Origin of the sequence: Hominibacterium faecale (genome assembly GCF_020734085.1) — a bacterium.
In the GTDB taxonomy this organism is placed as follows: domain Bacteria; phylum Bacillota; class Clostridia; order Peptostreptococcales; family Anaerovoracaceae; genus Hominibacterium; species Hominibacterium faecale.
On record NZ_JAJAGH010000005.1, the window covers coordinates 212,293 to 233,996 of the forward strand.

Sequence of the window (21,704 nt, forward strand, 5' to 3'; positions counted from 1 at the left end):
GTCAGTCTTTCTCTATCTCTATTTCTTCTAAAAGATCCTTTACCATATCCGTCTTCTGTCCGTCGGTCAAATCAGTCATGGCGCTCACCACCAGCCGATGGGACAACACCGGCGGAGCCACTTTCTGTACATCATCCGGGATTACGAAGTTTCTGCCCTGCATGGCCGCCCACGTTTTCGATGCCTGGAACAGATTCTTTGTCGCCCTTGGACTTGCCCCGACAGCAATGTCGTCCCGGCTCCTGGTTTTGTTCACAAGGTCAATGATATAATCCAAAACCTTCTCCTCAATATGGACCGCTCCAATCGTATCAGCCAGCTTGAGGAATTCCGCCCCATCGATCACTTTGTTGACCAGGGATAAATCAATGCCATGGGCCGAACTCATGAGCATCTTTTTTTCATCCTCCCTGCTCGGATATCCCAGCGACAGCTTGATGAAGAAACGGTCCAGCTGGGCGATGGGCAGATTGAACGTGCTTTCATATTCAACAGGATTTTCCGTAGCAACAACGAGAAAGGGTTTTGGCAGCATATACGCCTCGCCGTCGATGGTCACTTGTTTTTCTTCCATTGCCTCCAGCAGCGCCGACTGGGTTCTCGGCATGGCCCGGTTTATTTCATCCGCAAGCAGAATATTGGTAAACACCGGACCTTTCCGAAGCTGGAAGTCGTGCTGTTTTTGGTTATAAATATTCATGCCAATGATGTCGCTGGGCATGGAATCAGAAACAAACTGGATCCTTCTGGCTTCACAGCCCAAAGTCTTTGCCATGATCTTGACCAATGTGGTTTTTCCTGTTCCCGGTACGTCGTCGATCAAGACATGGCCGCCTGCCAGCATGGACATGATCAATAGCTTTATTTCATCCCGCTTCCCTTTGATGATTTTTTCGGCTTCGTCCAATATCAATTCAGTAATTGTTTTAATGTCTCTCATGGATTTGAGCTTCCTTTCTTTCCCATCATGCACGAATAGCCGCTACATATTTTTCATACATAGCGGCTCTGTTCGTTCATTGTTGAGCGTTGACGGTCCTATTTTGTTTTTTCTTTAACATACGCTTCATAAGATTCTTTCGATTGATCGTAGCCAAGTTCTTTTACGCTCTTATCGAAGGTCTTCATAAATAAGTCGTATGCTTCTTTGCCTGAGTACTCCGGAATCATTTTATTGGCCGGCTGTACGGCATCCTGCATCTGCTTCATCGTTTCATAAGGCAGATAGATCGGTTCGCAGCCTTTGTCCTTGAAGATTTTCAGATACTTATCGGTGTGTTCCAAGCTGTAATCGGTCATTGTCTGACAGGCTTTATCGATGGAAGCCTGCAGTGTTTTCTGTGCTTCTTCTGAATAGCTGTTCCAGGAATCTTCACTGACGGTCCAGAGAACGACATGGAAAACATGATCCGCATTTGTAATATAATCCTGAGGCTCATACAATTTGCTGGAATAAGTCGGTTCCGGCGGATTACTCTGTCCGTCGATCAGGCCCTGCTGCAATGCTGCGTATACTTCGGTGAAGGACAGCGGCGTTGCGGTTGCTTTCCAAGAGTTGATGGCTTCCATGTGGATCGGGTTCTCGATGGTTCTCAGCTTCATACCCTTCCAATCGGAGAAGTCCTGGACTTTTTTATCCGTCGTAAAGGTTCTGTATCCCAGCGTAGAGAACCCGACCACCTTCAGTCCCGTACCTTCGGATGCTTTTTTGATGTAATCGCTGAACTCTTTGTCTTTGTAGATAGATTGCAGTACTTCAATCCCTTCGTCAGCATTGCCGATCCATGGCATCTGGTGGTCAAATACATAGATGGCAGGGATAAAGGATGAGTATGTACCAGCAATGGTCATATAGAGCTGAATCTCGCCCATCTGAGTTGCCTGGATGCTTTCCGGTTCACTGCCCAGAGCGCTGGCGCCGTAAACTTCCACATCGAATAGGCCGCTGTCCTCCAGGTCCGCTTCCAGCTCCTTCATGGTATAGCCGAACGACGTATCTTCAGCCATGGAATGAGAGATGACGAATTTATACTTTTCCCCATCTCCGCCGCTGCTGGCAGTTTTGTCATCTCCTCCGCCGCATCCGGCGAACCCGAGTGCCACCGTAAGGATTACAGTAATCATAACAATTATTTTTTTCATTTTTCTTCCTCCGTATTACAAATCCATTACTTAATAAGCAATAACGAATATTTTCTCCGCCCCTCTATAAAAGCGCGGTAGAGAACCAAGGGATAAAGGCAATCGCAATGACAGCCAGCATAAAGACGGCTATCATCGGGTACGCTTTTTTGGCCAGAGGCATGATGCCTACTCCGCTCATTCCGCTGGCGACGTATAAATTGAGTCCTACCGGCGGCGTTACAAATCCTGTTGCTAACGCCACAACCATGATTACGCCGAAATGAACCGGATCCACCCCTGCTCCGGTGGCGATAGGCACAAAGATGGGGGCCAAAATCAGCAGCGCGCTTACCACTTCCATGACCATCCCCAGAATTACCATAATGACAACCATGATCAGCAGGATCGCTGTCCTTGAGTGGAATATGCTGGTAACAAGATCATTGGCCATTTCCGGAACACCCATCAGCGCCATTACCCGGCCGAAAGCCATGGCAACCGCTACAATGTACATAACCGAGCTGAGCGTCTTCAATGTTTCTCTGAAAATCGCCGGATAATCTTTGAAAGTCAGGGTGCGATAGATGCACTGGCTGACAAGGATCGAATAAATAACGGAAATACAGGCAGCCTCTGTCGGTGTTACAACGCCGCTGTAGATTCCGCCCAGGATGATGACAGGCATCAATATCGCGAAGAAGCTGTCTTTGAAGGTTTTCCAAAGGCCTTTCTTCCTGAGCACGTCTACGCTGGCACGAATCCGTTCTTTGTCTTCCCCTCTGATCTTCCAGTAGATGTAGCTGTAAACGATTAAAATCAAACCGACCAAACATCCCGGAAGGATACCGGCAATAAAGAGGTCGCTGATGGATTGTCCGGCTGTAAGACCGTACCAGATAAAGGGAATACTGGGCGGAATCATAACGCCCAGGGTACCTGCTACCGAAATCAGCGCAGTGACCCAAACCCGGTCGTATCCCAGCTCTACCAGCAGAGGCAGCGTCATAGCTCCAACTGCGGCTACCGTTGCTGGAGAGGACCCGGAAATGGCACCATAGAACAAACAGGTAACCACAACCGCTGCCAAAAGCCCAGAGGTAAAATTACCGATAAAGTAAGAAAAAAAGTCGAATAAGCGTTTACTGATTCCGCCTCTGCCCATGATAACACCGCAAAAGATAAACAGCGGTACAGCAAGAACAATATAGGAATCCAGACAGCTGGCTATGTTTCGATATACATATTCCCCCGTTACTCCGTGGGTATCTGTAAATAGTGCAATTGCGATCATGGACCACCCAACACTTACGCCGATGGGGACTCCGATGATCAAAAGTCCGAAAAATACAATGAATAATATGGCGAGCGCATTCATACCTGGTCCCTCCCTTCCGTTTCATCTTCCATCAACTGCTCTTGCTTTTTCTGTCTGTGTTTCAAAATAAAATCTTCATATATAACTTGAATCAGACGTATTACGGATAAGCAGCAGCCTACGAGAAATGCGGCATAAACGATCCACATCGGTAATGCGATTGCTGCGCTTGTTTGATTATGGTCATAGATTTTGGCAACGGATATGATTCCCTGCCAGATCATCACTCCACAGAAACCTAGGAAAACAATATTGGCGATCAAATTCAAGATTGGTTTTATCTTGGGCACCAGAGTTTCCAAAATATCAATTTGCAGGGAATTTCTGCAGCGAACGGAATAGCTGATTCCTAAAAATGACATCCATATGAACATGTAGCGGCAAACTTCCTCCGGGAAGGATAGCGCATGACCGACAACATAGCGCAGGAAAATCTGCACGAACATCACCAGAACAATCGCAGTCAGCAGGACAGCCATCAGAATCTCTTCGAAGTACTTATCCAGCCATTTTATTACTTTCATTCTTTTCCTCCTTTGCGTTTCTTAGAAAAATGATTGTCTAAAGACCGGTTTGCCCTCCCGCAGGGTCATAAGCGGAACAAATACGCGTTCACTTTCCTTGCGATTGCCGAACCGATCAAAAAATTCTTGCTTGCATGGAAAAATATCAAAAATTGCCACATCTGCCCTTGTTCCATTCTCCAACGTACCGATTTCATCAGCCATATCCAGCGCTCTGGCCGGTGCATAGGTGACCGCTTTCATAATTGAAAGCTCATCCATGCCGCACAGCAGCGAAGTATTCATTGCATGGAGCAGACCGAAGGATGGTTTTTTCCAAATAAATTGCAGCACTGCATCGGAACTGATAATATCCGGGAAAAAGCCGTCTTTATACGCATCCGTTAAATTGGGAATTGACCAATGAATGCTGCCGTTTCCGGTTTCAAAGAGGATTCCCCGTTTTCTGGCATCCCTAAGCTCTTTTCTTACTTTTCTATCCGAATCAAAGATCGTCTCTCCTAAGTTTTGGTATAGATGGGTATAGGAATCTCCCGGTTTTAATAATTGGAGAATTCCGGATATGGGCGCATCCTCCGGCAGATTGGCGCAATGAACCGCCAAAACGCAGGGATACCCTTCCCATCTGATCTTTTCAGCGATCTGAACTGCTTTTTCAAGGGGCTCAAGCCCAAAACCTTTTGTGGTTTCTTCTGCAATGCGCAGCTTCAATCCTTTGATGGCGTGGGGGTATTTTTTAAAAAATGCAAGTATTTGATCACAATCCATATCGTCGGGATCGCAGCATTCTCCTCGTTTATAACCTGCCTTTACGCCTTCCGGGATCAGATTGATATAGGCTTTTATTTCTGTCATGGAGTCGAGCATCCCATTGCGATAGAAAGCGTCAAAATTCATGGTCCCCGTTGATCCGGCGTCGATACTGGTGGTAATTCCCTGTGACGGACATAGGATATCAGCGTTGATCCCCAGATTGTTTCCGCCGTAAAAGTAATGGGCGTGCATATCGATTAGCCCAGGAAGAACGTATTTCCCCTCCGCATCAATGATTTCCGCCCCATCGGCAGAAGGATCTCCTTCTACAATCCGCCCTTTTACCAAATAAAGATCCTTTTTGTAGAATTGGTTTCGCTGGAAGTCAATGACTATCCCGTTTCTGATTATATAATCATATACCATGCTGTTATTTGCTCCTTTCTTACATATCCTCGCCGCTCAAAACTGCATCAATCCCCTTTGCTACCGCCATTGACATGCGTTTTTTCGAGTCCTCACTAAATGTCCCGCAGTGCGGGGACAACAGCACATTACTAAGGTGAAGCAATGGCAGTGTTTCCTCAGGAGGTTCTGTTTCAAATGCGTCGAGGGCGGCTCCCGCCAGCTTCTTTGCTTTGAGCACCTGATAAAGATCCGCTTCGTTTATAATTCCGCCCCGGGCAAAATTGGCGATAAAAGCCGTAGGCTTCATCAGCGCCAGCCTGCGCCCGTCGATCAAATTCCTTGTACTTTCTAAGAGAGGCACATGCACCGTCAAGAAATCCGATTTGCTGCAGAGCTCATCCAGATCTTGCTCATAGACAAATCCTCTTTCTTCGATTTCCTCCCGTTTCATAATTGGATCATAAATATGTACCTTCGCTTCAAATCCGTATTTTGCTATCTCTGCCACTTTGGAACCGATCCGCCCAAATCCAATCACACCGACTGTTTTACCCGCAAAGTCCACGCTTCCTTTTTCATCGCGTGTCTGCCACTTGCTATGACGCATCGCCTGGTCCAGATAGACGATTCTTTTGCTCAGGGCTCCCAATGCGAAAATGGTATGTTCCGCAACGGATCTGGAATTGGCATCCCCGGTTGTCACAATTTTGATTCCCTGCTGTTCTGCTGTTTTTACATCGATGTTATCTGTGCCCACGCCGTGCTTGGCAATAACCTGCAAATGCTCTGCCGATTGGATCAATTCCCGATCAATCACGGTCAGCCTGGTTACAACCGCATGGTAATCGCCAATGATGGATTTTAAGTATTGCTGATCTTCATTATTTGCTGTGAACACATGATATTTCTTTTTTAAAAACTCCATTCCGCTCGGGTGGAGCGGCTGAATATATAAAATTTTTTTCATAACAGCTTCCTCATTTTCAATTCAAGGCTGCGATAGCCTGATAGGCCGCTTCGATTTCTTCGAATTTCTTTCTTATGTTTTCTTCCTCTTCCCTTAGAATTGTATCCTGCGGGAAAATGACGCGTTTATCGTTAAACCCCCGTAGTGAAATCGCAAATTTGGCCGCCGCTGTGGCATTGGCTGTCATTCCCAGAATCTTGGATGATTCCATGATCAGACGGTTGTACTGTTTTGTCAGTTCTACGTTTTTATCTCTGGCCGCCTCATAGGCTGAAACGAACATCTTTGGAAAAGCAGGAGCCAGCGCAGGAACGAATCCATCCGCTCCCATCAGGACTGCCGAAAGGGCCTGCGGTGTCACGCCCTGCATGACAGAAAAAGGCGTATCTTCATATTTGCTGAGGACTTTCATAAAGTCCCCATAGGCGCCGGAACTATCTTTATAAGCTACCACTCTGTCATCCAGTACTGCGATTTTCATAACCGTTTCTGCTGTCAATCTGATACCGGTAAAAGAGGGAATATTGTAGATCACTAAATCCACATCCGTCTCTGTTAATATCTTCTCGAAATGGCGGATCGTCTCGTCTTGAGAGGTATGGCGATCGTAGAAAATCGATGTCACGGCAGCGCATGTTCCGCCCAGCGATTCCAGTTCTTTTATATTTTCGATCACCCGCCTGGTACTTGTATCCATCACCCCCGCTATGACCGGAACTCTTCCCTTTACTTGTTTTAAGGTCAGGTCAATGATGTGTTCCCGCTGTTTTTGCGTCAGTGCCATGGTTTCGCCATTGGTGCCTGCAACAAAGATTCCATGAAGCCCGTTCTCAATACAATATTCCAGCAGCGCGCTGTATCCTTCATCATCGATATTTTCCTTCTCATCGATGGGGGATATGATGGGAGGAATAATTCCCTGGTATGTTTTCTTCATAACTCTGTTTCCTCGATTTTAATAATCACTGGCATGCATGATAACCTTCAAAGCTTCCTTCTTTTCCAACAGCGAAAAGCCTTCGCGGAAGTCTTCCAGCGGAATGCGATGGGTAATCAGCGGTTCCAGATTGATTTTTTTTGCTCCCATCAGCTCAAGGGCCTGCTTCCATGCCTCGAAAGTTGCGCCGAAGGAATAGCTGATGGTGCAGGATTTAAACACCGCGGCTGTCCATGGGAAGGTAAGCTCCGGCCTTGCCGTTTCGCCGATCGCGACGATCTGTCCGGTTTTCTTGATCAAATCGACCATCTGGTAAATCGCCGGATCCGCGCCGGATGCTTCGATGACCACATCAACGCCTGCTCCATTGGTGATTTCCATAATCCGGCTCTTTAAATCTTCTTTTTCTACATTGATCACTTCATCCAGTCCCAACTGCCTTGCAATAGGCAGGCGTACCGGCTCATCGACCTCTGTTCCGGTGAGGATCACATGTTTGGCGCCGATGGCTTTTGCAACCATGGCGTTGATCATGCCGATGGTTCCGCATCCCTGCACCAGGACCACATCTCCGATATTGACCGTTTTGCGGACGATCTGCGCCTGGGTGGCGACGCTGACCGGTTCTGTCATTGCCGCTTCATCGAAGGTTACGTTATCCGGGATCTTTATCAGCAGATGTTCCGGCGTGCAGAAGTAGCTGGTCCAGCCTCCATTAACCTTATAACCTACCGGCTTTCTCTCCGGGCACAGAATCGGCTGTCCGGTTCTGCAGAAATCACAGACGCCGCAAACGCTTTTATTGTTTTCGCTCACGACCCGGTCGCCCACTTTCCATTTGGTCACATCTTTTCCTACGCGGACGATCTCACCGCAAAATTCATGGCCTACGACCACCGGCGGCGTATAGGTATGGTTGTCATGATACAGGTGCAGCTCACTGCCGCAAATTCCTGCTGCCATTACCTTGATCTCGACCTCGTTATCCTCGGGATTTGGACGTTCCAGATCCCTGATTTCCCATCCATCTTTTCCATCTTTAAATTTTACAACTGCTTTCATTTCTCACACCTCACAATCACCCTGTATAACCGCCTAAAATCTCCACGCAGGAACCTGTAATATACGAGCCTCCCTCAGAAGCAAGGAAGGTAATTACGTTGGCCACTTCTTCCACTGTACCCAGCCTCCTGATTGGGATTCGCGCCAGCACTTCATCCAGCTGTTCTTTTGACAGCATCCTCGTCATGGCGGTGTCGATCCGCCCCGGTGCTACGCAGTTAACGGTGATATTGTATTTGCCCACCTGCTTGGCCAGCGTTTTGGTCAAACCTATGATGCCGGCTTTCGTTGCTGAATAGTGGGCCGCAGAATTAATTCCCCCGTGAAGTCCCGCAAGTGAGGACAGGCTCACGATCCGGCCCCATCCGTTGTCTTTCATATATGCGAAAGCTTCCTTTGAACACAGGAAATTGCTTTTTAGATTAATGTTCAGCACCTGGTCAAACTGTTCTTCCGTGATTTCGTAAAAGGGCAGTTTGGGCGAAATTCCCGCATTGTTGATCAGAATATCGATTCTTCCGAAATGTTCATGGGTTTTGCGAAACAGATCTTTCACGTCCCCTTCCTGTGAAACGTCGCAGTGGATGAATAGGGACTCCACTCCCAGCTGTACCACCTCCGCACTTGTTTTTAGTCCGGCTTCGTCATCGATATCGCTGATAACCACCGCCGCCTTTTCTCTGGCAAGCTGCAGTGCGCAGGCTCTCCCAATCCCCTTGCCGGCTCCGGTCACGATGGCAATTTTTCCATTGATTCCAAGATCCATCGATCTCCTCCTTTCTCTTTCCGTTTGTAGATTTACTTATATATCACGCAACAACTGTGCCAATTTACTGAATTTTTAAAACGTTGAATGCGACCATTGAAAAATCAAGCTTTGCAAGAATCATGTCATTTTTGATCGAAAAAAGCAGCTCTTTTTCATTGCTCCATTTTGTAACAGACCGGCTATATTCCATTTTATTTTTTTCATTTTGTAACACTTTTTATATGTTGGCCGGTGTTGGTCAAACGGGCGTTATGCAGGCCGGTGTTTTGCAAGTTGGCGTCACGCAGTCCGGTCCCCGAAAGGGCATAGTGTAGTTTTTGGCTTTCTGGCAGGTAGATCGGCGCCCGCCGGGAAACTATCAAAACGAACTCGAAAATCTTTCTAATCTGATACGTTCTCCTTCATCGCAGGCGGTACCATCAGGAAACGTATCGGTAAGGAGACGTTTCTTCTCGTATACCGACAATTCCCCTTAAACCAAGGCGGCGCAGCAGCAGAAAACGCTCCCGAAATATCAGCATCCACAAAAAACGCCCAGTTCCGATACTCGGCCCAGTACTTTCCACACACCATAGGCCCGCATCTTTAGAATATCAGAGTTGCACCCAAAAAAAGTTTCCAATTTTTGGGCATTGACAATAGATCGCATGCTCCCGGGATGCCGCAAGAGTTCCAGCCTGCCAGCCAGCTTTTTTCCATACAAAAAGAAAATCGCCTGAACTCACGATTTCAGGCGATTTTCCTTTAAAAGCTTTATTTATTTAAGAGTTTGCACTTACCTTTTTTAATTGCAATTATCCCCACAGCTCTTCATCGGAAGGAACATGATTATTGGGCATGTAACGGGCGATTCTGGATACGTTCATCAGATGTTTGTAATCCAGATTTTCGGAGATACTATTATGACCCCAGCTTCCGCATCCCAGCGTGTTGGTCGGAGCCAGGCCATTATAGAAGCTTCCGCCTGCGCTGCTGGCACAAACCTGGTTAATTACAAATCTGGATACGCATAGTTCTTCGCCTACGTGTCTGATATGGTCTTCCGAATCGGAGTGGAAGGATACGCTATGCCCCTTACCTTCTTTCTCCAAATTCTCTCTGGCAATATTGATCCCTTCATCCAGGGTTTTATATTTATATGCGGCAATAACCGGAGCCATTTTTTCTCCGCCCAGCGCATCTGTCAAAGCCGTTCCATCCGCCTGAGCAACAATGATCTTGGTGCCTTCCGGCAGCTCGATCCCCGCCAGCTCGGCGATCTTTTCCGGCGACTGGCCCACTGAATGCCGGTTGGGTTTTCCATCCTGGAAGAGAGCCTCCCGGACACCTTCCAGCTCTTTCGGATCTTTTACCACATAGGCGCCGCCCGCTTCAAATTCAGCCATGATTGCATCGTAGTCTTTTTCCGGGCAGATAACGGACTGCTCTCCGGAGCAAATGATTCCATAGTCAAAGGTTCTGCCGGCGATGATCTTGGGCACCGCTTCTTTATAGTCATATCCTTCATCGATGATGCACTGAACATTGCCAGCGCCAACGCCCAGAGCCGGACGGCCGGAGCTATAGGCTGCATTGACCATTCCCGCGCCGCCGGTAGCGATTACGATATCCGCGGACGAAATCAAGTTTCTGGTGTTTTCTCTGGAATGCTGATCCAGGATTTGAATGAGATGTTCCGGATATCCCAGCTTGGACAGCTGGGCATTAATCATTTCTACAGTCTTAGTACTGCATTTCTGTGCTTTGTGGTGAGGCGTGATAATGATTGCATTGCCGCACTTTAAGGCAAACATCGCATTGCTCATCGGCGTAACAATCGGGTTGGTGCAAGGTGTAATGGCTGCCGCCACACCGATGGGTTTAGCAATTCTGGTAATGCCTGTGTTTTCATCTGTATCGAGAATTCCTCTGGATTTTTTTCCTTTCAAGTTGTTCCAGACAATTTTTGATTTCTGCTTATTTTTGGCGATTTTATCGGGGACATTGCCCATGCCGGTTTCTTCCACCGCGATTTCCGCCAGATACTCCGCATTGTCGTATACGACTTTTCCCACTGTCTTGACGGCCAGATCAACTTGATCCTGGGTCATTTTTTCAAATTCAGCCTGAGCTTTTCTTGCCCGTTCGATAAATCCGCCTATATACTCCTGACTCATTGCTTTTTCATCCATTCTTTTTTCCTCCATCTTTGTTTTTATGTATTAACGTTTTTTATCACTCTTCCAGCATGCTCCCCGTGTCCAGATATCTGGAATGCCATGACAGCGCTTCTGTAAGAATATGCGGCGTATGCAGCGCCGAGGAATCGCAGGCCCGTTTAAAATAAGACATCAGCTCTTCCTTAAAATCCGGGTGGGCGCAGTTTTCAATGATTTTCACGGCCCGTTCCTTTGGGCTCAGTCCCCTCAGGTCCGCGTAACCCTGTTCGGTAACCAGCACCATCACTTCGTGCTCCGTATGATCCACATGGGAAACCATCGGTACAATGGAAGAGATTTTACCGCCCTTAGCTGTAGACGGTGTGCTGAAAATGGTAATGGCGCCGTTTCTGGAGAAGTCCCCGGAACCTCCGATCCCGTTCATCATCTTCGATCCCATAATGTGGGTGGAATTTACGTTTCCATAGATATCCGCTTCAATGGCGGTATTCATGGCAATCACACCCAGTCGCCGCACGACTTCCGGATTGTTGCTGATCTCCTGCGGTCTTAAAATGATCTTATCCCGGAAAAAATCAACTTCATCTAAAAACTCTTCCAGCGCAGCAGGGGAAGGGCTGAGCGCTGTGGTAGAAGCCATATTGGCTTTCCCCGACCGGAGCAGATCCAGCATGGAATCCTGTACCACTTCTGTGTAGCAGGTCAGGTTTTCATACTCGGAATCGCACAGGCCGTAGAGAACCGCGTTGGCAACACTTCCTACTCCCGATTGTAACGGAAGCAGAGAATTTGTCAATCTTCCAGAGGCAACTTCTCTATCAAAAAATTTTATGATGTTATTGGAAATCTCTTTGGAAGCATCGTCCACTTCGCCCAGAGGCCTGGTTTTATCCTGCATATCGGTAATGACAACGGCAGCAATTTTATCGAACCCGCACTCCATATAGGGCATGCCGATTCGGTCGGCCGGATTGCAGATACCGATGGGTTTGCGGTTGGGCGGATTATCCAGCAGGACAATATCGGCCATTCCTTCCAGGCTCATGGGCTTTTTTAGATTGATCTCCACGATGACTTGATCTGCGTTTTTGATAAATGCGGGAGCATTGCCCACTGCGGTGGTCGGTATGATATGGCCCTCTTCCGTGATGGCCAGCCCTTCAACTATGGCCACATCGATTTTGTTTAGCATACCATAATTGACATATTGGGTGCTCTGGGATAAATGCATATCTATGTACTCGACTTCGCCTTCGTTAATCTTGCCGCGGATGGTGGCATTGGTGTGATAAGGGAGCCGCTTTTTGATCACGCCCGCCTCAGTAAGAGCCGCATCGATCTCCGGTCCTACCGATGCTCCCGAATAGAGATCGATCTTTATTTTCTCTCCGCCTTTCGCCCGTTCTGCCAGAGCAAGAGGCACAGCCTTGGGATAACCGGATGGCGTAAAACCGCTGACGCCCACTGTCATCCCGTCTTTAATTATCTCTGCTGCTTCCTCCGCTGATCGTACTAATGCTAACGCTTTTTCATCTCTCAGCCTGGCCGCAAGGCCCATCTTTTTTTCGCTCATGTTCGAATACCTCCATTACACAATTGGCAACTGGTTTAATATAATTGTAAATATGATCATACATAATAACGCGAATGGGTAAGTAGCTCCATACCCGGCCGCCGGATCATCGCTTTCCAGAGCGTCTACCGCTGCACCAAGTCCAGGTGTGGATGTCATCCCGCCGCAGATCGCACCCGAAAGCACAACCCAGTTCAGCTTGAACACATAGCGGCCGACAACGAATCCCACCAGCATGGCCGTTATTCCCACCACCAGGGCGGAAACAGCCAGAAGTACGCCGGATCCGGTCAAGGCGTTGATGGCCACATATCCGTACTTTAACCCGACGATGCACAGGAAGAATACCAGTGCGATATCGCGGATAATGCCCATTACTTTGTTGTCCATTCGGAAGGAAAGAGGGCCGACCTTGCCGATGGAACCCAGCAAAAGGGACATGATCAGGATTCCTCCGGTAGCGCCCAAGCTGAAATATCCCAAAGGGCCGAGATAAATTTCGATGCTCCCAACCAGATAGCCCACAACGCAGGTCACCGCGAAGGCGATCATATTGAATGGGCTGACCGGAATATTTCTTTCCTTGACCATCCCCCTGGCCTCATTCATTTCCAGTTTGTAGCGTTCTTTTTCTTTGTTCAGATCCATTCTGAAAATAATGGCAAAGAAGCTGACGGCAAAGATGACAATGATAACGCCGAAGGGATAAGCGATGGCATATCCGGTGGCTACGCCTCCTGTGGCGTTGGTCACATATGCGTCTTGCTGCTGGGGCGTGAGAGCCGGTGTATTGTCCACAGTCAGGGAGTCATCTCCAATCACCTGCAAAACATGTTCTTTTTCTTCCTGGGATGCCTGCTGATAATCGGCTGCCACAGATTTTGCATGATCCTCAGCTGTTTCCAATGCCGCTCCAAGGCCCGGCGAGCTGGTCAGAGCACCCACGTAAACCCCCGAAAATTCATAGGCGCCGGCCTCCTTTACCAGCTTCATGCCGCCAAAGCTTCCCAGTGCACCGACAAAGGTGATAATGACAGCCAGGGCGACAAATTTAGGACCGTATTTCCGTATAACAACGCCCATATCCTTGGCCGCCAGCAGCCCGATCGCCGCTACGAAAAAGATCAAAGACATCTCTAAAAAATTTCCATCGATGATTCCATTGTCCATCATTGTTTTGGCGGCTTCATATCCGGCAGCGCTTTCGCCCTGCGCCACAATATGTCCGCCGTACTGATACATAGCCCAGCCGATCACCAGTCCGGTAAACAAGGCTCCTGAAGATCCGAAGCTGAATTTCCCAAATTTAATCTTTCCGAAAATCAAGCCGGTGCCGATGGCGAAAAACATCAGCATGAAGGGATTCATCAGCAAATTGATAAATTCAAACCTCATAAAGGCCTCCTCTAATTTTTATTTCTCAAGCAGTTTTAAAGCTACAGCGCTGTTTTACTTTGTTAACGATATCACAATCCATAACACAGGAAAAATTGATTATTCTGATAATACCCTCAGTTTTTTCTAGGATTACAGTTCTATATATTTAGTTGTTTTCCAGCAGAATCATCTGTTATACTGTTGACAGAAAAAATAGGGTTAAAGGGAATCTGATATGAATTTTCTCAATATTTCGAATTTAGGGGGTACCATTATGAATATTAATCATTTGCGGTATTTTGAAGAAGTCTGCAGACAAGGGAGCATAACCAAAGCTTCGGAAGCTTGTCATATCTCACAGCCGTCGATCACAGCAGCCATTAACGGGCTGGAAACGGAGCTGGGCTACAAGCTTTTTTCCCGCGTCAACAATCGGCTTCGCCTAACCCATGAAGGGGAAGCCTTTCAGACGCTCACAAACCAGTTTTTAAAGGAGTTTGCAAGCTATTACGAAAAAGCCTGTGATCTATCTAAGGGCAGAAAGGCGGTCCTCCGTTTGGGAGTGCCTTCTGTTATGGGAACCTTTTTCTTTCGCAAGATCATCCCTGATTTCAATGAAAAACATCCAAATATTGAGCTGGAAATCTTTGAAATCGCAACCATCGACGGCATTCGAATGCTGGGCAACGCGGAGCTGGATCTGCTCCTTGGCATCAAGAATGAAACTTGCTACAACAATTGTGATTCCAAGGAAATCTTTGCCACTGAACTGCAGCTGGCGGTCAACAAAGACCACCCTTTGGCCAGCCAAAAGAAGATTGCGGCCCAAATGCTGTCTGGCCTTCCTCTGGTGATTATTTCTAAAGGGTCTTATCATTACAAATCGATCCGTTCCACTTTCTCGGACATTGATTTGAATATCATCATGAATTCCAGCCAGCTTTCCACCATTCGTTACATGATCCGCGATAATAATTCGGCCACGATTATTTATAAAGATATCTTTGCCGACGATCCGGATATTTGCTGCGTCCCGCTGGAACGGCCCATGCCGGCCCATGTCCATGTGTTCTGGCAGAAGAATACATATTTATCCGCTGCTATGAAATCCTTTATTTCCTATATTACTCAGCTGGATTTTTAGGTTCCGGCCGCGGACTTTTTTGGGTGCGATGCGTGCTGCGAACCGCCAAGTTTTGGGTTGCTGCGGCAGATGAAATTGTTTTTTCTTTGGCTTGGAAAATTTTTTTGGAAATTTGGCTTTTTTACGCAAAATTGTGGGGTTGTAGTGGCTGGTTCCGCGGGATATGGGCAAAACCCGGTCAATCCCCAATCTGACGAGGCGCAGTCGTTGAAAACGGCGTAAATTTTGAACAACGATTTTACTTTTTTCCCCTGAGGGAGGGGTTGTCGCAATAACCGTGATCGTCGTGGTCCCCCAATCCTTGAGCGTTACGTTCCGAAGGGAGCCACACGCCCGCAACCAGGGGGCCTGCGGCCAAACTTGATACTTTGCTGCCCCCTCCGCTCACCCACCCAAGCGCGCCAGCAATTTTTTATGAAAAAGCCTTGACAAAACAATTCGGAAAAGTTATAGTATAGGCAAACGATTAAACATTCATTTAATCGTTTGCAGACTAAGTCGCCGTTGCTGATTCTTAAAAAGGAGCAGCCTTGGCCAATAGACTGGAAATATCAATGATCGTATTTCCTACGTTATAACAAAGTCGGCTTCGCCGATTCTTGAAAGAAGTAGACTTTGTTGAAATACAGGAAATGCTACGCAATTGATATTTCCTGTATTATAAGAAAGGAGGAATCTGATATGGCAAAACCCACACTTCCTCATGACCACGGCAGCCACACTTTAGAACTGCTGGAACATAAGCCCACACTGGACACCTTTGAAAAAGTCTCTAATACTTTTCAACTAATCAGTGATACAACTCGGTTAAAGATCTTATGGCTTCTGTGTCACAGTGAAGAATGCGTAATCAACATTGCAGCCGCCATAGACATGAGTTCTCCGGCTGTTTCACACCATCTGCGAGTTTTGAAGCAGGCCGGGCTGCTGACGGTTCGCCGTGAAGGCAAGGAAGCTTATTATACGCTGGCAGATACGGAAGAAGCGGATCTCGTTCACAAAATCGTTGACAGTGTCTTTGATATGAACTGCAAACGATAAAAAAATTTAACCATTAATTAAACAATTGCTTAATCATTTAATTTTAGGAGGAACCAACCATGAAAAAGTCATTTAAATTATCTGAACTGGACTGTGCAAACTGCGCCGCAAAGATGGAAGCTGCCATCAACAAGCTGGACTCCGTGGACAGCGCGACCATCAATTTTATGTCGCAGAGATTAATACTGGAAGCTGACGACGATAAGTTCAACGAAGCCGTTGATCTGGCCCAAAAGGCCATTACGAAAGTGGAGCGCGGCTGCAAAATCGTCCGCTAGATTGATCGGCACGACACATATCTGCAATCGAAAGGGGTAATTCTATATGAAACGCAAGCAGAAGATACAGTTGGGACGGGCAGCCGTCTCGGGCATACTATTAGTTATGGGAGCGCTGCTGCCCCTCCCTGAACTGGCAGCTTTTATCATCCTTATAGCCTCGTATCTAATCGCCGGCTATGATACGCTACTGACCGCTATTCGCAATATTTGCCACGGTCAGGTATTCGACGAAAACTTTCTCATGGCCATCGCGACCATCGGTGCCATCGGGTTAAAGGACTATAAAGAGGCTGTTTTCGTTATGCTTTTTTATCTGGTGGGGACCATATTTGAAGAATATGCGGTTAACAAGTCCCGCGGTTCCATCAGTGAACTCATGGATATCCGTCCCGATTACGCAAACTTGCTGAAGGACGGCCATGAAGAGAAGGTTGACCCTTATGAGGTCGCCATCGGAGATATTATCCTGGTAAAACCCGGCGAGCGAGTGCCTTTGGACGGAGTCGTTCTGGAAGGTCATTCTTCTCTGGACACTTCTGCTCTGACCGGCGAATCACTGCCCCAGGATGTGACAGCTGAACAGCCCATTACCAGCGGCTGCATTAATCTGACCGGCATTCTTAAAATAAAAGTCAGCAGTGAATTTGACCAATCTACTGTCGCCAAAATTCTGGATATGGTGGAAAACGCCGGCAGTAAGAAAGCAAAAGTAGAAAAATTCATAACCAAATTTGCCCGTTATTACACGCCGATCGTGGTCATTGCAGCGGCTCTGATGGCTGTCATTCCGCCGCTTGCCATTCCCGGCCAGACTTTCAGCGATTGGATATCCAGGGCGCTGATCTTCTTGGTTATCTCCTGTCCGTGCGCATTGGTCATTTCCGTGCCCCTTGCCTTCTTCGGCGGCGTGGGCGGCGCTTCGCGCTGCGGAATTCTGGTCAAAGGGAGCAATTATCTGGAGGCCCTTGCCAGCGTAGATACGGTAATCTTTGATAAAACTGGCACACTCACTACGGGTACCTTTTCCGTAACCGACGTGCATAGTTTGAAGCTTGACCGGGATCAATTCCTGGAGCTGGCCGCTTATGCGGAGAGTTACTCCGACCATCCGATTTCTCTGTCCATCAAAGAGGCCTTCGGAAAACCAATCGATAAAAGCCGGGTATCCGACGCTGAAGAAATCTCCGGCAAGGGAGTTAAATCGATTATCGATGGCAAAGCAATCTATGCGGGCAACAGTAAGCTGATGCGCTCTTTAGGTATCGATGAGTTCCCAGAAACGGAAAGCGCTACTCTGGTACACTTGGCGGACGAAAAGGAATATTTGGGCTACATCTCCATCTCTGACACCATCAAAAAGGATGCAGCTGCTGCTATACAGGGCCTGAAGGATGCCGGTGTGCGTTCTGCGGTTATGCTGACCGGTGACCGGCTGGCGGTTGCCCAAAAAGTTGCAGACACGATTAATCTGGATGCTTTTCATGCAGAACTTTTGCCTGGAGATAAGGTCGAATTGGCAGAAGAGATCATTGAGACAAAAAAAGCAAAGGGAAATGTGATTTTTGTCGGAGACGGGATCAACGATGCACCGGTTCTGGCTCGTGCGGATATTGGAGTAGCTATGGGTGGACTCGGTTCGGAGGCAGCAATTGAAGCCGCTGATATAGTAATTATGGATGATCAGCCTTCAAAACTCTCCGTCGTTATAAAAATTGCTAGAAAAACCCTGACCATTGCTAAGCAAAACGTAGTTTTCGCATTAGCGGTCAAGGCTCTCGTTCTAGTGCTGGGAGCTTTGGGGCTAGCTTCCATGTGGGCTGCCGTGTTTGCGGATGTAGGAGTGGCTGTAATCGCGATCCTTAATTCCATGCGAGCGCTGCGGACAAAAAATTTATAAAGCTGGCAGGTTTCTTTATTCAAGCCTCTTTGAAGGAATACTCCGGCGACACCTGGCAAAGTCAGCATTTTCCACGTCATAAAAATTGGGCTGCCCCATGAAGTAAATCATTTTTCTTCATGGAGCAGCCCTTTTATGCTAAAGGATTAGATTTAGCTCATCCTTTTATTTTCACGTTATACGTTGCTTCTGACATTGGTGGCTTCTCCTAAGCGAGTAATGGTCAAAGCCAGGTCACTAAACGTAAATCCATCCTGCGCAACTACAACTTCCACTGTGGAAGGGGCTGCATCCACCAGGAACGGTACATTAAAGGACAAGGTCGCAGCTTCATTGGTCGAAGCAAAGGTGTGACGTGTAATTGCACCGCTTACAGGGGCTCCGTTTAAATAAAGCTGTGCAGTAACAGTTGCCGGAATAGCAGTTCCTGGATTGACTGCTGCAGTGCTGTGGAAAGCTGCCTGATAAACGCCGTTCTGGTGAATTTCCACCTGTGCAGATCCTGCCTGGTGAGTGATTGCTGATCCGGAGATCAGCGGCGTTTCACTGAAGGTCAATGGTGCTCCAGCAGTTGATGTCTGATTAGTCGTATCTATCGTCGCCAGCACTTCAGGTATCCCGGCGCCTCCCGGTTCTCCGCGGGGAATGATAAAATCAAAGATGGCATCATTCTCATTTCCGGTATTGATTACTTCAGCAGCCGTACCCGGATCTCCAGTTATTACATTTCCAATACGGATGGTTGCGGCAGGACCTGGTTCTCCCGTATCGCCCTGTGGTCCGGTGGCTCCTACTGCGCCCGCAGGACCCGTGGCTCCGGTTGGGCCTGTTGGGCCTGTTGGACCAGTTGCTCCAGTGGCGCCTAATTGTCCTGGCTGTCCCTGAGGGCCCTGTGGACCTTCCGGTCCCTCCGGACCCTGTTCACCTCTTGGACCTTGATCTCCTCTTTGGCCCTGAATACCTTGCAGGCCCGTGGCTCCAGTGGCTCCTGTCTGGCCTGTCGGACCGGTTGGGCCCGTGGCTCCTGTGTGGCCTCTTGGAATGATGAACTCGAGAACATGGTCCGGCGATCCGGCTACGTCAACGACTTGCGCATCTGTTCCAGGCTCACCGGTAGTTGTGTTCTGTATTTGAATGGTTTCTGCTGTTCCAGGAGTTCCATCATCTCCCCTGGGACCAGTCGGACCGGTCGGGCCTGTTGGACCGGTCGGGCCTGTGGCTCCTCTTGCTCCTGTGGGCCCTGTTGCTCCACTCGGACCGCTCGGGCCTGTTGGACCGGTCGGGCCTGCATTACCAGTTACTCCCTGCAGCCCAGTCGGCCCCTGCGGACCGGTTGCACCGCTCGGGCCTGTTGGACCGGTCGGGCCTGCATTACCAGTTACTCCCTGCAGCCCAGTCGGCCCCTGCGGACCGGTTGCACCGCTCGGGCCTGTTGGACCGGTCGGGCCTGCATTACCAGTTGCTCCCTGCAGCCCAGTCGGCCCCTGCGGACCGGTTGCACCGCTCGGGCCAGTTGCACCAGTCGGGCCTGCATTACCAGTTGCTCCCTGCAGCCCAGTCGGCCCCTGCGGACCGGTTGCGCCTGTGGCTCCAGTCACTCCAGCAAACCCCTGGGGCCCGGTTGCCCCGGTAGCTCCTGCAGGGCCAGCTGGTCCCTGCGGACCGGTTGCTCCATTTGGACCTGTTGCACCGGTTGGGCCTGGTCTTCCTTCTGGTCCCTGCGGACCCACTGGTCCCTGCGGGCCGGTCGGCCCTTGTATAACTCCGGTGTTTTTCCATCTGCAGGTATCCGGATCCCACACATATAGCTCACCATTTACAATATACGCATCACCTATGCAGCCTACTGGATGAGCAGCAACCAATTCTTCATACGAATTGTAATGTCCTAAAATAGTAATGCCTGCCCCTGCAGGGCCGGTTGGTCCCGTTGGGCCGGTCGGTCCTGTACAGCATACCGGAGGTTTTGGAGGCGTCGGTGGACATCCGCACCCGCAGTCTCCGCTCTGGCCGCATCCACAGCCGCAGTTTCCCCCCGACTGCCCGCCGCAGCCGCACTGGCTGTCAGTCGAATTATTACAGTCGCAGGAATTTCCTAGGTTTGCTCCATGGGCTTGATTTACAAACCCGGTAAAATTTGTTTTATAACTCATTAAAAGTCTCCCCTTTAATTGCTTTTAATTTGTTTTCAAAATAGATTCGATTGTAGCTTACCGCATCCGAATCCGGTTTGAAAACAGCAGCTTGTTCATTGCAGCGACTTGCCATTTCCCATTGCCCCATTTTGTCATAGCAGACAGCCAATTGCAGATTAGGAATATAGCCGTAGCACTCAGGCTGTACAAATCCTCCCGATCTCAGATCCGGCTCTCTTGTACGCGCTGTCTCAAACCAAAATGCCGCTTGTTTCAGCTGGTTTCGATCTAAAAAATATTCCCCCAGCTGACAGCAGATTTCTGCCCGAGGTTCATCCAGCTCCAAACTTTTCAATAAAGCTCTCAAGGCAAGGATTTCCTTATCAATTTTCAGATAACAGTCCGACAGCAATTTGCAAGCTTCTAATTTATTTTCGATCCACCCTCCGTCTTCCTCTATAAATTCTTTCAAGACCAGGACCGTTTCTTCATACCTCTTATGAAAATACAATTCCTGCCCATAGTAAAATTTTTGACGCGGTGGAAGCGTTATCCCTGATTGTCTTTTCTTCTCAAGGATTCGAAGATTCCGATCCGGATCACCCGGCTTCATCTTCTTATGAGTCACAGAAGCCTCTCTATAAAGGATTTTTCCAGTTGGCGTTATCGCCTCGTGTACTTCTCCTTCCCAGAAAAAGCGGCCGCAGTTCTTAATCAGCCGTTCCCGGTTATAAGTGAAGGTTGGGCAGCCGGTTATATCGAAAGCCGCATGATAGGGCAGCATGACGATATCCTCACTTCCGTCCATTTCTTCCTTTAATTCAAGAAATTTCTTTTGATCCTCTTGTAAAATTACATCGTCGGCATCCAGCCACATGCAGTAATCCATGCTAGCTTTCGAAAAGGAATAGTTCCTCGCATCTGCAAAATTATCTTTCCAGGTATACTCATAAAGTTTATCTGTAAACCGAAGAGCAATGCTTTTCGTTCTGTCAGCAGAACCGGTATCGACGATTATGATTTCATCAACCAGCTCTTTGGCAGACAGTAAACATCGTTCCAAAACATCCTCTTCATTTTTTACGATCATGCACAGACTTATCGTTACCATGCCGCACCTCCAACTTTCTTCCATGACTTCTCTTTATGGTATGCGGCAGTGGTGAAAAAGGCTACAT

Annotated in this window: 18 protein-coding genes; 4 read left to right on the forward strand and 14 right to left on the reverse strand. The window is 48.2% G+C overall.

Going from position 1 to position 21,704, the window contains the following annotated elements; genetic code table 11:
• Position 1: 1 nt before the first annotated feature.
• The 12 genes from LG211_RS06160 to LG211_RS06215 all read right to left on the reverse strand — a co-directional run bounded on the left by LG211_RS06160 (position 2) and on the right by LG211_RS06215 (position 14,046).
• The gene (locus LG211_RS06160; protein WP_253020504.1) at positions 2–940 is read right to left on the reverse strand and encodes an AAA family ATPase; all 939 of its coding nucleotides are present in this window, start codon (positions 938–940) and stop codon (positions 2–4) included.
• Between the two features lie 98 nt (positions 941–1,038).
• Entirely contained in the window at positions 1,039–2,142 is a 1,104-nt protein-coding gene (locus LG211_RS06165) for a TRAP transporter substrate-binding protein (RefSeq protein WP_253020505.1), read from the reverse strand.
• Positions 2,143–2,206: 64 nt separating this feature from the next.
• The gene (locus tag LG211_RS06170) at positions 2,207–3,499 is read right to left on the reverse strand and encodes a TRAP transporter large permease (RefSeq protein ID WP_253020506.1); all 1,293 of its coding nucleotides are present in this window, start codon (positions 3,497–3,499) and stop codon (positions 2,207–2,209) included.
• A complete protein-coding gene (locus LG211_RS06175; RefSeq protein WP_253020507.1) occupies positions 3,496–4,023 on the reverse strand; it encodes a TRAP transporter small permease in 528 nt (175 codons plus the stop codon). Before LG211_RS06175 ends, LG211_RS06170 begins: the two co-directional genes overlap by 4 nt.
• 21 nt (positions 4,024–4,044) lie before the next feature.
• Complete coding sequence (locus LG211_RS06180) at positions 4,045–5,202, reverse strand: amidohydrolase family protein (RefSeq protein ID WP_253020508.1); 1,158 nt, start codon at positions 5,200–5,202, stop codon at positions 4,045–4,047.
• Between the two features lie 19 nt (positions 5,203–5,221).
• Positions 5,222–6,151, reverse strand: coding sequence for a hydroxyacid dehydrogenase (locus LG211_RS06185; RefSeq protein ID WP_253020509.1), 930 nt, complete (start codon positions 6,149–6,151; stop codon positions 5,222–5,224).
• A gap of 16 nt (positions 6,152–6,167) precedes the next feature.
• Complete coding sequence (locus tag LG211_RS06190) at positions 6,168–7,088, reverse strand: dihydrodipicolinate synthase family protein (RefSeq protein ID WP_269477171.1); 921 nt, start codon at positions 7,086–7,088, stop codon at positions 6,168–6,170.
• An 18-nt stretch (positions 7,089–7,106) separates the two neighbouring features.
• A complete protein-coding gene (locus tag LG211_RS06195) occupies positions 7,107–8,150 on the reverse strand; it encodes a zinc-dependent alcohol dehydrogenase (RefSeq protein WP_269477172.1) in 1,044 nt (347 codons plus the stop codon).
• Positions 8,151–8,166: 16 nt separating this feature from the next.
• A complete protein-coding gene (locus tag LG211_RS06200) occupies positions 8,167–8,916 on the reverse strand; it encodes an SDR family NAD(P)-dependent oxidoreductase (protein ID WP_269477173.1) in 750 nt (249 codons plus the stop codon).
• 797 nt (positions 8,917–9,713) lie between these two features.
• Positions 9,714–11,090, reverse strand: a complete 1,377-nt coding sequence (locus tag LG211_RS06205) for an aldehyde dehydrogenase family protein (RefSeq protein ID WP_253020513.1) — start codon at positions 11,088–11,090, stop codon at positions 9,714–9,716.
• 43 nt (positions 11,091–11,133) lie between these two features.
• On the reverse strand, positions 11,134–12,651 hold the full coding sequence (locus tag LG211_RS06210; RefSeq protein WP_148398502.1) for an acetyl-CoA hydrolase/transferase family protein: 1,518 nt from the start codon (positions 12,649–12,651) through the stop codon (positions 11,134–11,136).
• Positions 12,652–12,666: 15 nt separating this feature from the next.
• Complete coding sequence (locus LG211_RS06215) at positions 12,667–14,046, reverse strand: aspartate-alanine antiporter-like transporter (protein ID WP_148398500.1); 1,380 nt, start codon at positions 14,044–14,046, stop codon at positions 12,667–12,669.
• Positions 14,047–14,302: 256 nt separating this feature from the next.
• On the opposite strand from LG211_RS06215, the gene LG211_RS06220 reads away from it, so the two are divergent.
• From LG211_RS06220 to LG211_RS06235, 4 genes are all read left to right on the forward strand, one after another.
• Positions 14,303–15,172: a LysR family transcriptional regulator gene (locus LG211_RS06220; RefSeq protein WP_148398498.1), complete on the forward strand. Its 870-nt coding sequence runs from the start codon at positions 14,303–14,305 to the stop codon at positions 15,170–15,172.
• A 681-nt stretch (positions 15,173–15,853) separates the two neighbouring features.
• Positions 15,854–16,213 carry an ArsR/SmtB family transcription factor gene (locus LG211_RS06225; protein ID WP_148398496.1) on the forward strand — a complete coding sequence of 120 codons (360 nt, stop codon included), beginning with the start codon at positions 15,854–15,856 and terminating at the stop codon, positions 16,211–16,213.
• 59 nt (positions 16,214–16,272) lie between these two features.
• Positions 16,273–16,491 carry a cation transporter gene (locus LG211_RS06230; RefSeq protein WP_148398494.1) on the forward strand — a complete coding sequence of 73 codons (219 nt, stop codon included), beginning with the start codon at positions 16,273–16,275 and terminating at the stop codon, positions 16,489–16,491.
• Between the two features lie 46 nt (positions 16,492–16,537).
• Positions 16,538–18,391, forward strand: coding sequence for a heavy metal translocating P-type ATPase (locus LG211_RS06235; protein ID WP_148398492.1), 1,854 nt, complete (start codon positions 16,538–16,540; stop codon positions 18,389–18,391).
• Between the two features lie 176 nt (positions 18,392–18,567).
• On the opposite strand, the gene LG211_RS06240 is transcribed toward LG211_RS06235, so the two are convergent.
• Together LG211_RS06240 and LG211_RS06245 are read right to left on the reverse strand one after the other, a co-directional pair.
• Positions 18,568–20,544, reverse strand: a complete 1,977-nt coding sequence (locus LG211_RS06240) for a collagen-like domain-containing protein (RefSeq protein ID WP_269477174.1) — start codon at positions 20,542–20,544, stop codon at positions 18,568–18,570.
• Positions 20,534–21,637, reverse strand: a complete 1,104-nt coding sequence (locus LG211_RS06245; protein ID WP_269477175.1) for a tetratricopeptide repeat-containing glycosyltransferase family 2 protein — start codon at positions 21,635–21,637, stop codon at positions 20,534–20,536. The genes LG211_RS06240 and LG211_RS06245 overlap by 11 nt, the downstream gene beginning before the upstream one ends.
• Between the last annotated feature and the right edge of the window lie 67 nt (positions 21,638–21,704).

Excerpts from the sequence above, each read along its gene's own strand:
- LG211_RS06160 (WP_253020504.1), bottom strand. The coding sequence starts at position 940 with ATGAGAGACATTAAAACAATTACTGAATTGATATTGGACGAAGCCGAA.
- LG211_RS06165 (WP_253020505.1), bottom strand. The coding sequence starts at position 2,142 with ATGAAAAAAATAATTGTTATGATTACTGTAATCCTTACGGTGGCACTC.
- LG211_RS06170 (WP_253020506.1), bottom strand. The coding sequence starts at position 3,499 with ATGAATGCGCTCGCCATATTATTCATTGTATTTTTCGGACTTTTGATC.
- LG211_RS06175 (WP_253020507.1), bottom strand. The coding sequence starts at position 4,023 with ATGAAAGTAATAAAATGGCTGGATAAGTACTTCGAAGAGATTCTGATG.
- LG211_RS06180 (WP_253020508.1), bottom strand. The coding sequence starts at position 5,202 with ATGGTATATGATTATATAATCAGAAACGGGATAGTCATTGACTTCCAG.
- LG211_RS06185 (WP_253020509.1), bottom strand. The coding sequence starts at position 6,151 with ATGAAAAAAATTTTATATATTCAGCCGCTCCACCCGAGCGGAATGGAG.
- LG211_RS06190 (WP_269477171.1), bottom strand. The coding sequence starts at position 7,088 with ATGAAGAAAACATACCAGGGAATTATTCCTCCCATCATATCCCCCATC.
- LG211_RS06195 (WP_269477172.1), bottom strand. The coding sequence starts at position 8,150 with ATGAAAGCAGTTGTAAAATTTAAAGATGGAAAAGATGGATGGGAAATC.
- LG211_RS06200 (WP_269477173.1), bottom strand. The coding sequence starts at position 8,916 with ATGGATCTTGGAATCAATGGAAAAATTGCCATCGTGACCGGAGCCGGC.
- LG211_RS06205 (WP_253020513.1), bottom strand. The coding sequence starts at position 11,090 with ATGGATGAAAAAGCAATGAGTCAGGAGTATATAGGCGGATTTATCGAA.
- LG211_RS06210 (WP_148398502.1), bottom strand. The coding sequence starts at position 12,651 with ATGAGCGAAAAAAAGATGGGCCTTGCGGCCAGGCTGAGAGATGAAAAA.
- LG211_RS06215 (WP_148398500.1), bottom strand. The coding sequence starts at position 14,046 with ATGAGGTTTGAATTTATCAATTTGCTGATGAATCCCTTCATGCTGATG.
- LG211_RS06220 (WP_148398498.1), top strand. The coding sequence starts at position 14,303 with ATGAATATTAATCATTTGCGGTATTTTGAAGAAGTCTGCAGACAAGGG.
- LG211_RS06225 (WP_148398496.1), top strand. The coding sequence starts at position 15,854 with ATGGCAAAACCCACACTTCCTCATGACCACGGCAGCCACACTTTAGAA.
- LG211_RS06230 (WP_148398494.1), top strand. The coding sequence starts at position 16,273 with ATGAAAAAGTCATTTAAATTATCTGAACTGGACTGTGCAAACTGCGCC.
- LG211_RS06235 (WP_148398492.1), top strand. The coding sequence starts at position 16,538 with ATGAAACGCAAGCAGAAGATACAGTTGGGACGGGCAGCCGTCTCGGGC.
- LG211_RS06240 (WP_269477174.1), bottom strand. The coding sequence starts at position 20,544 with ATGAGTTATAAAACAAATTTTACCGGGTTTGTAAATCAAGCCCATGGA.
- LG211_RS06245 (WP_269477175.1), bottom strand. The coding sequence starts at position 21,637 with ATGGTAACGATAAGTCTGTGCATGATCGTAAAAAATGAAGAGGATGTT.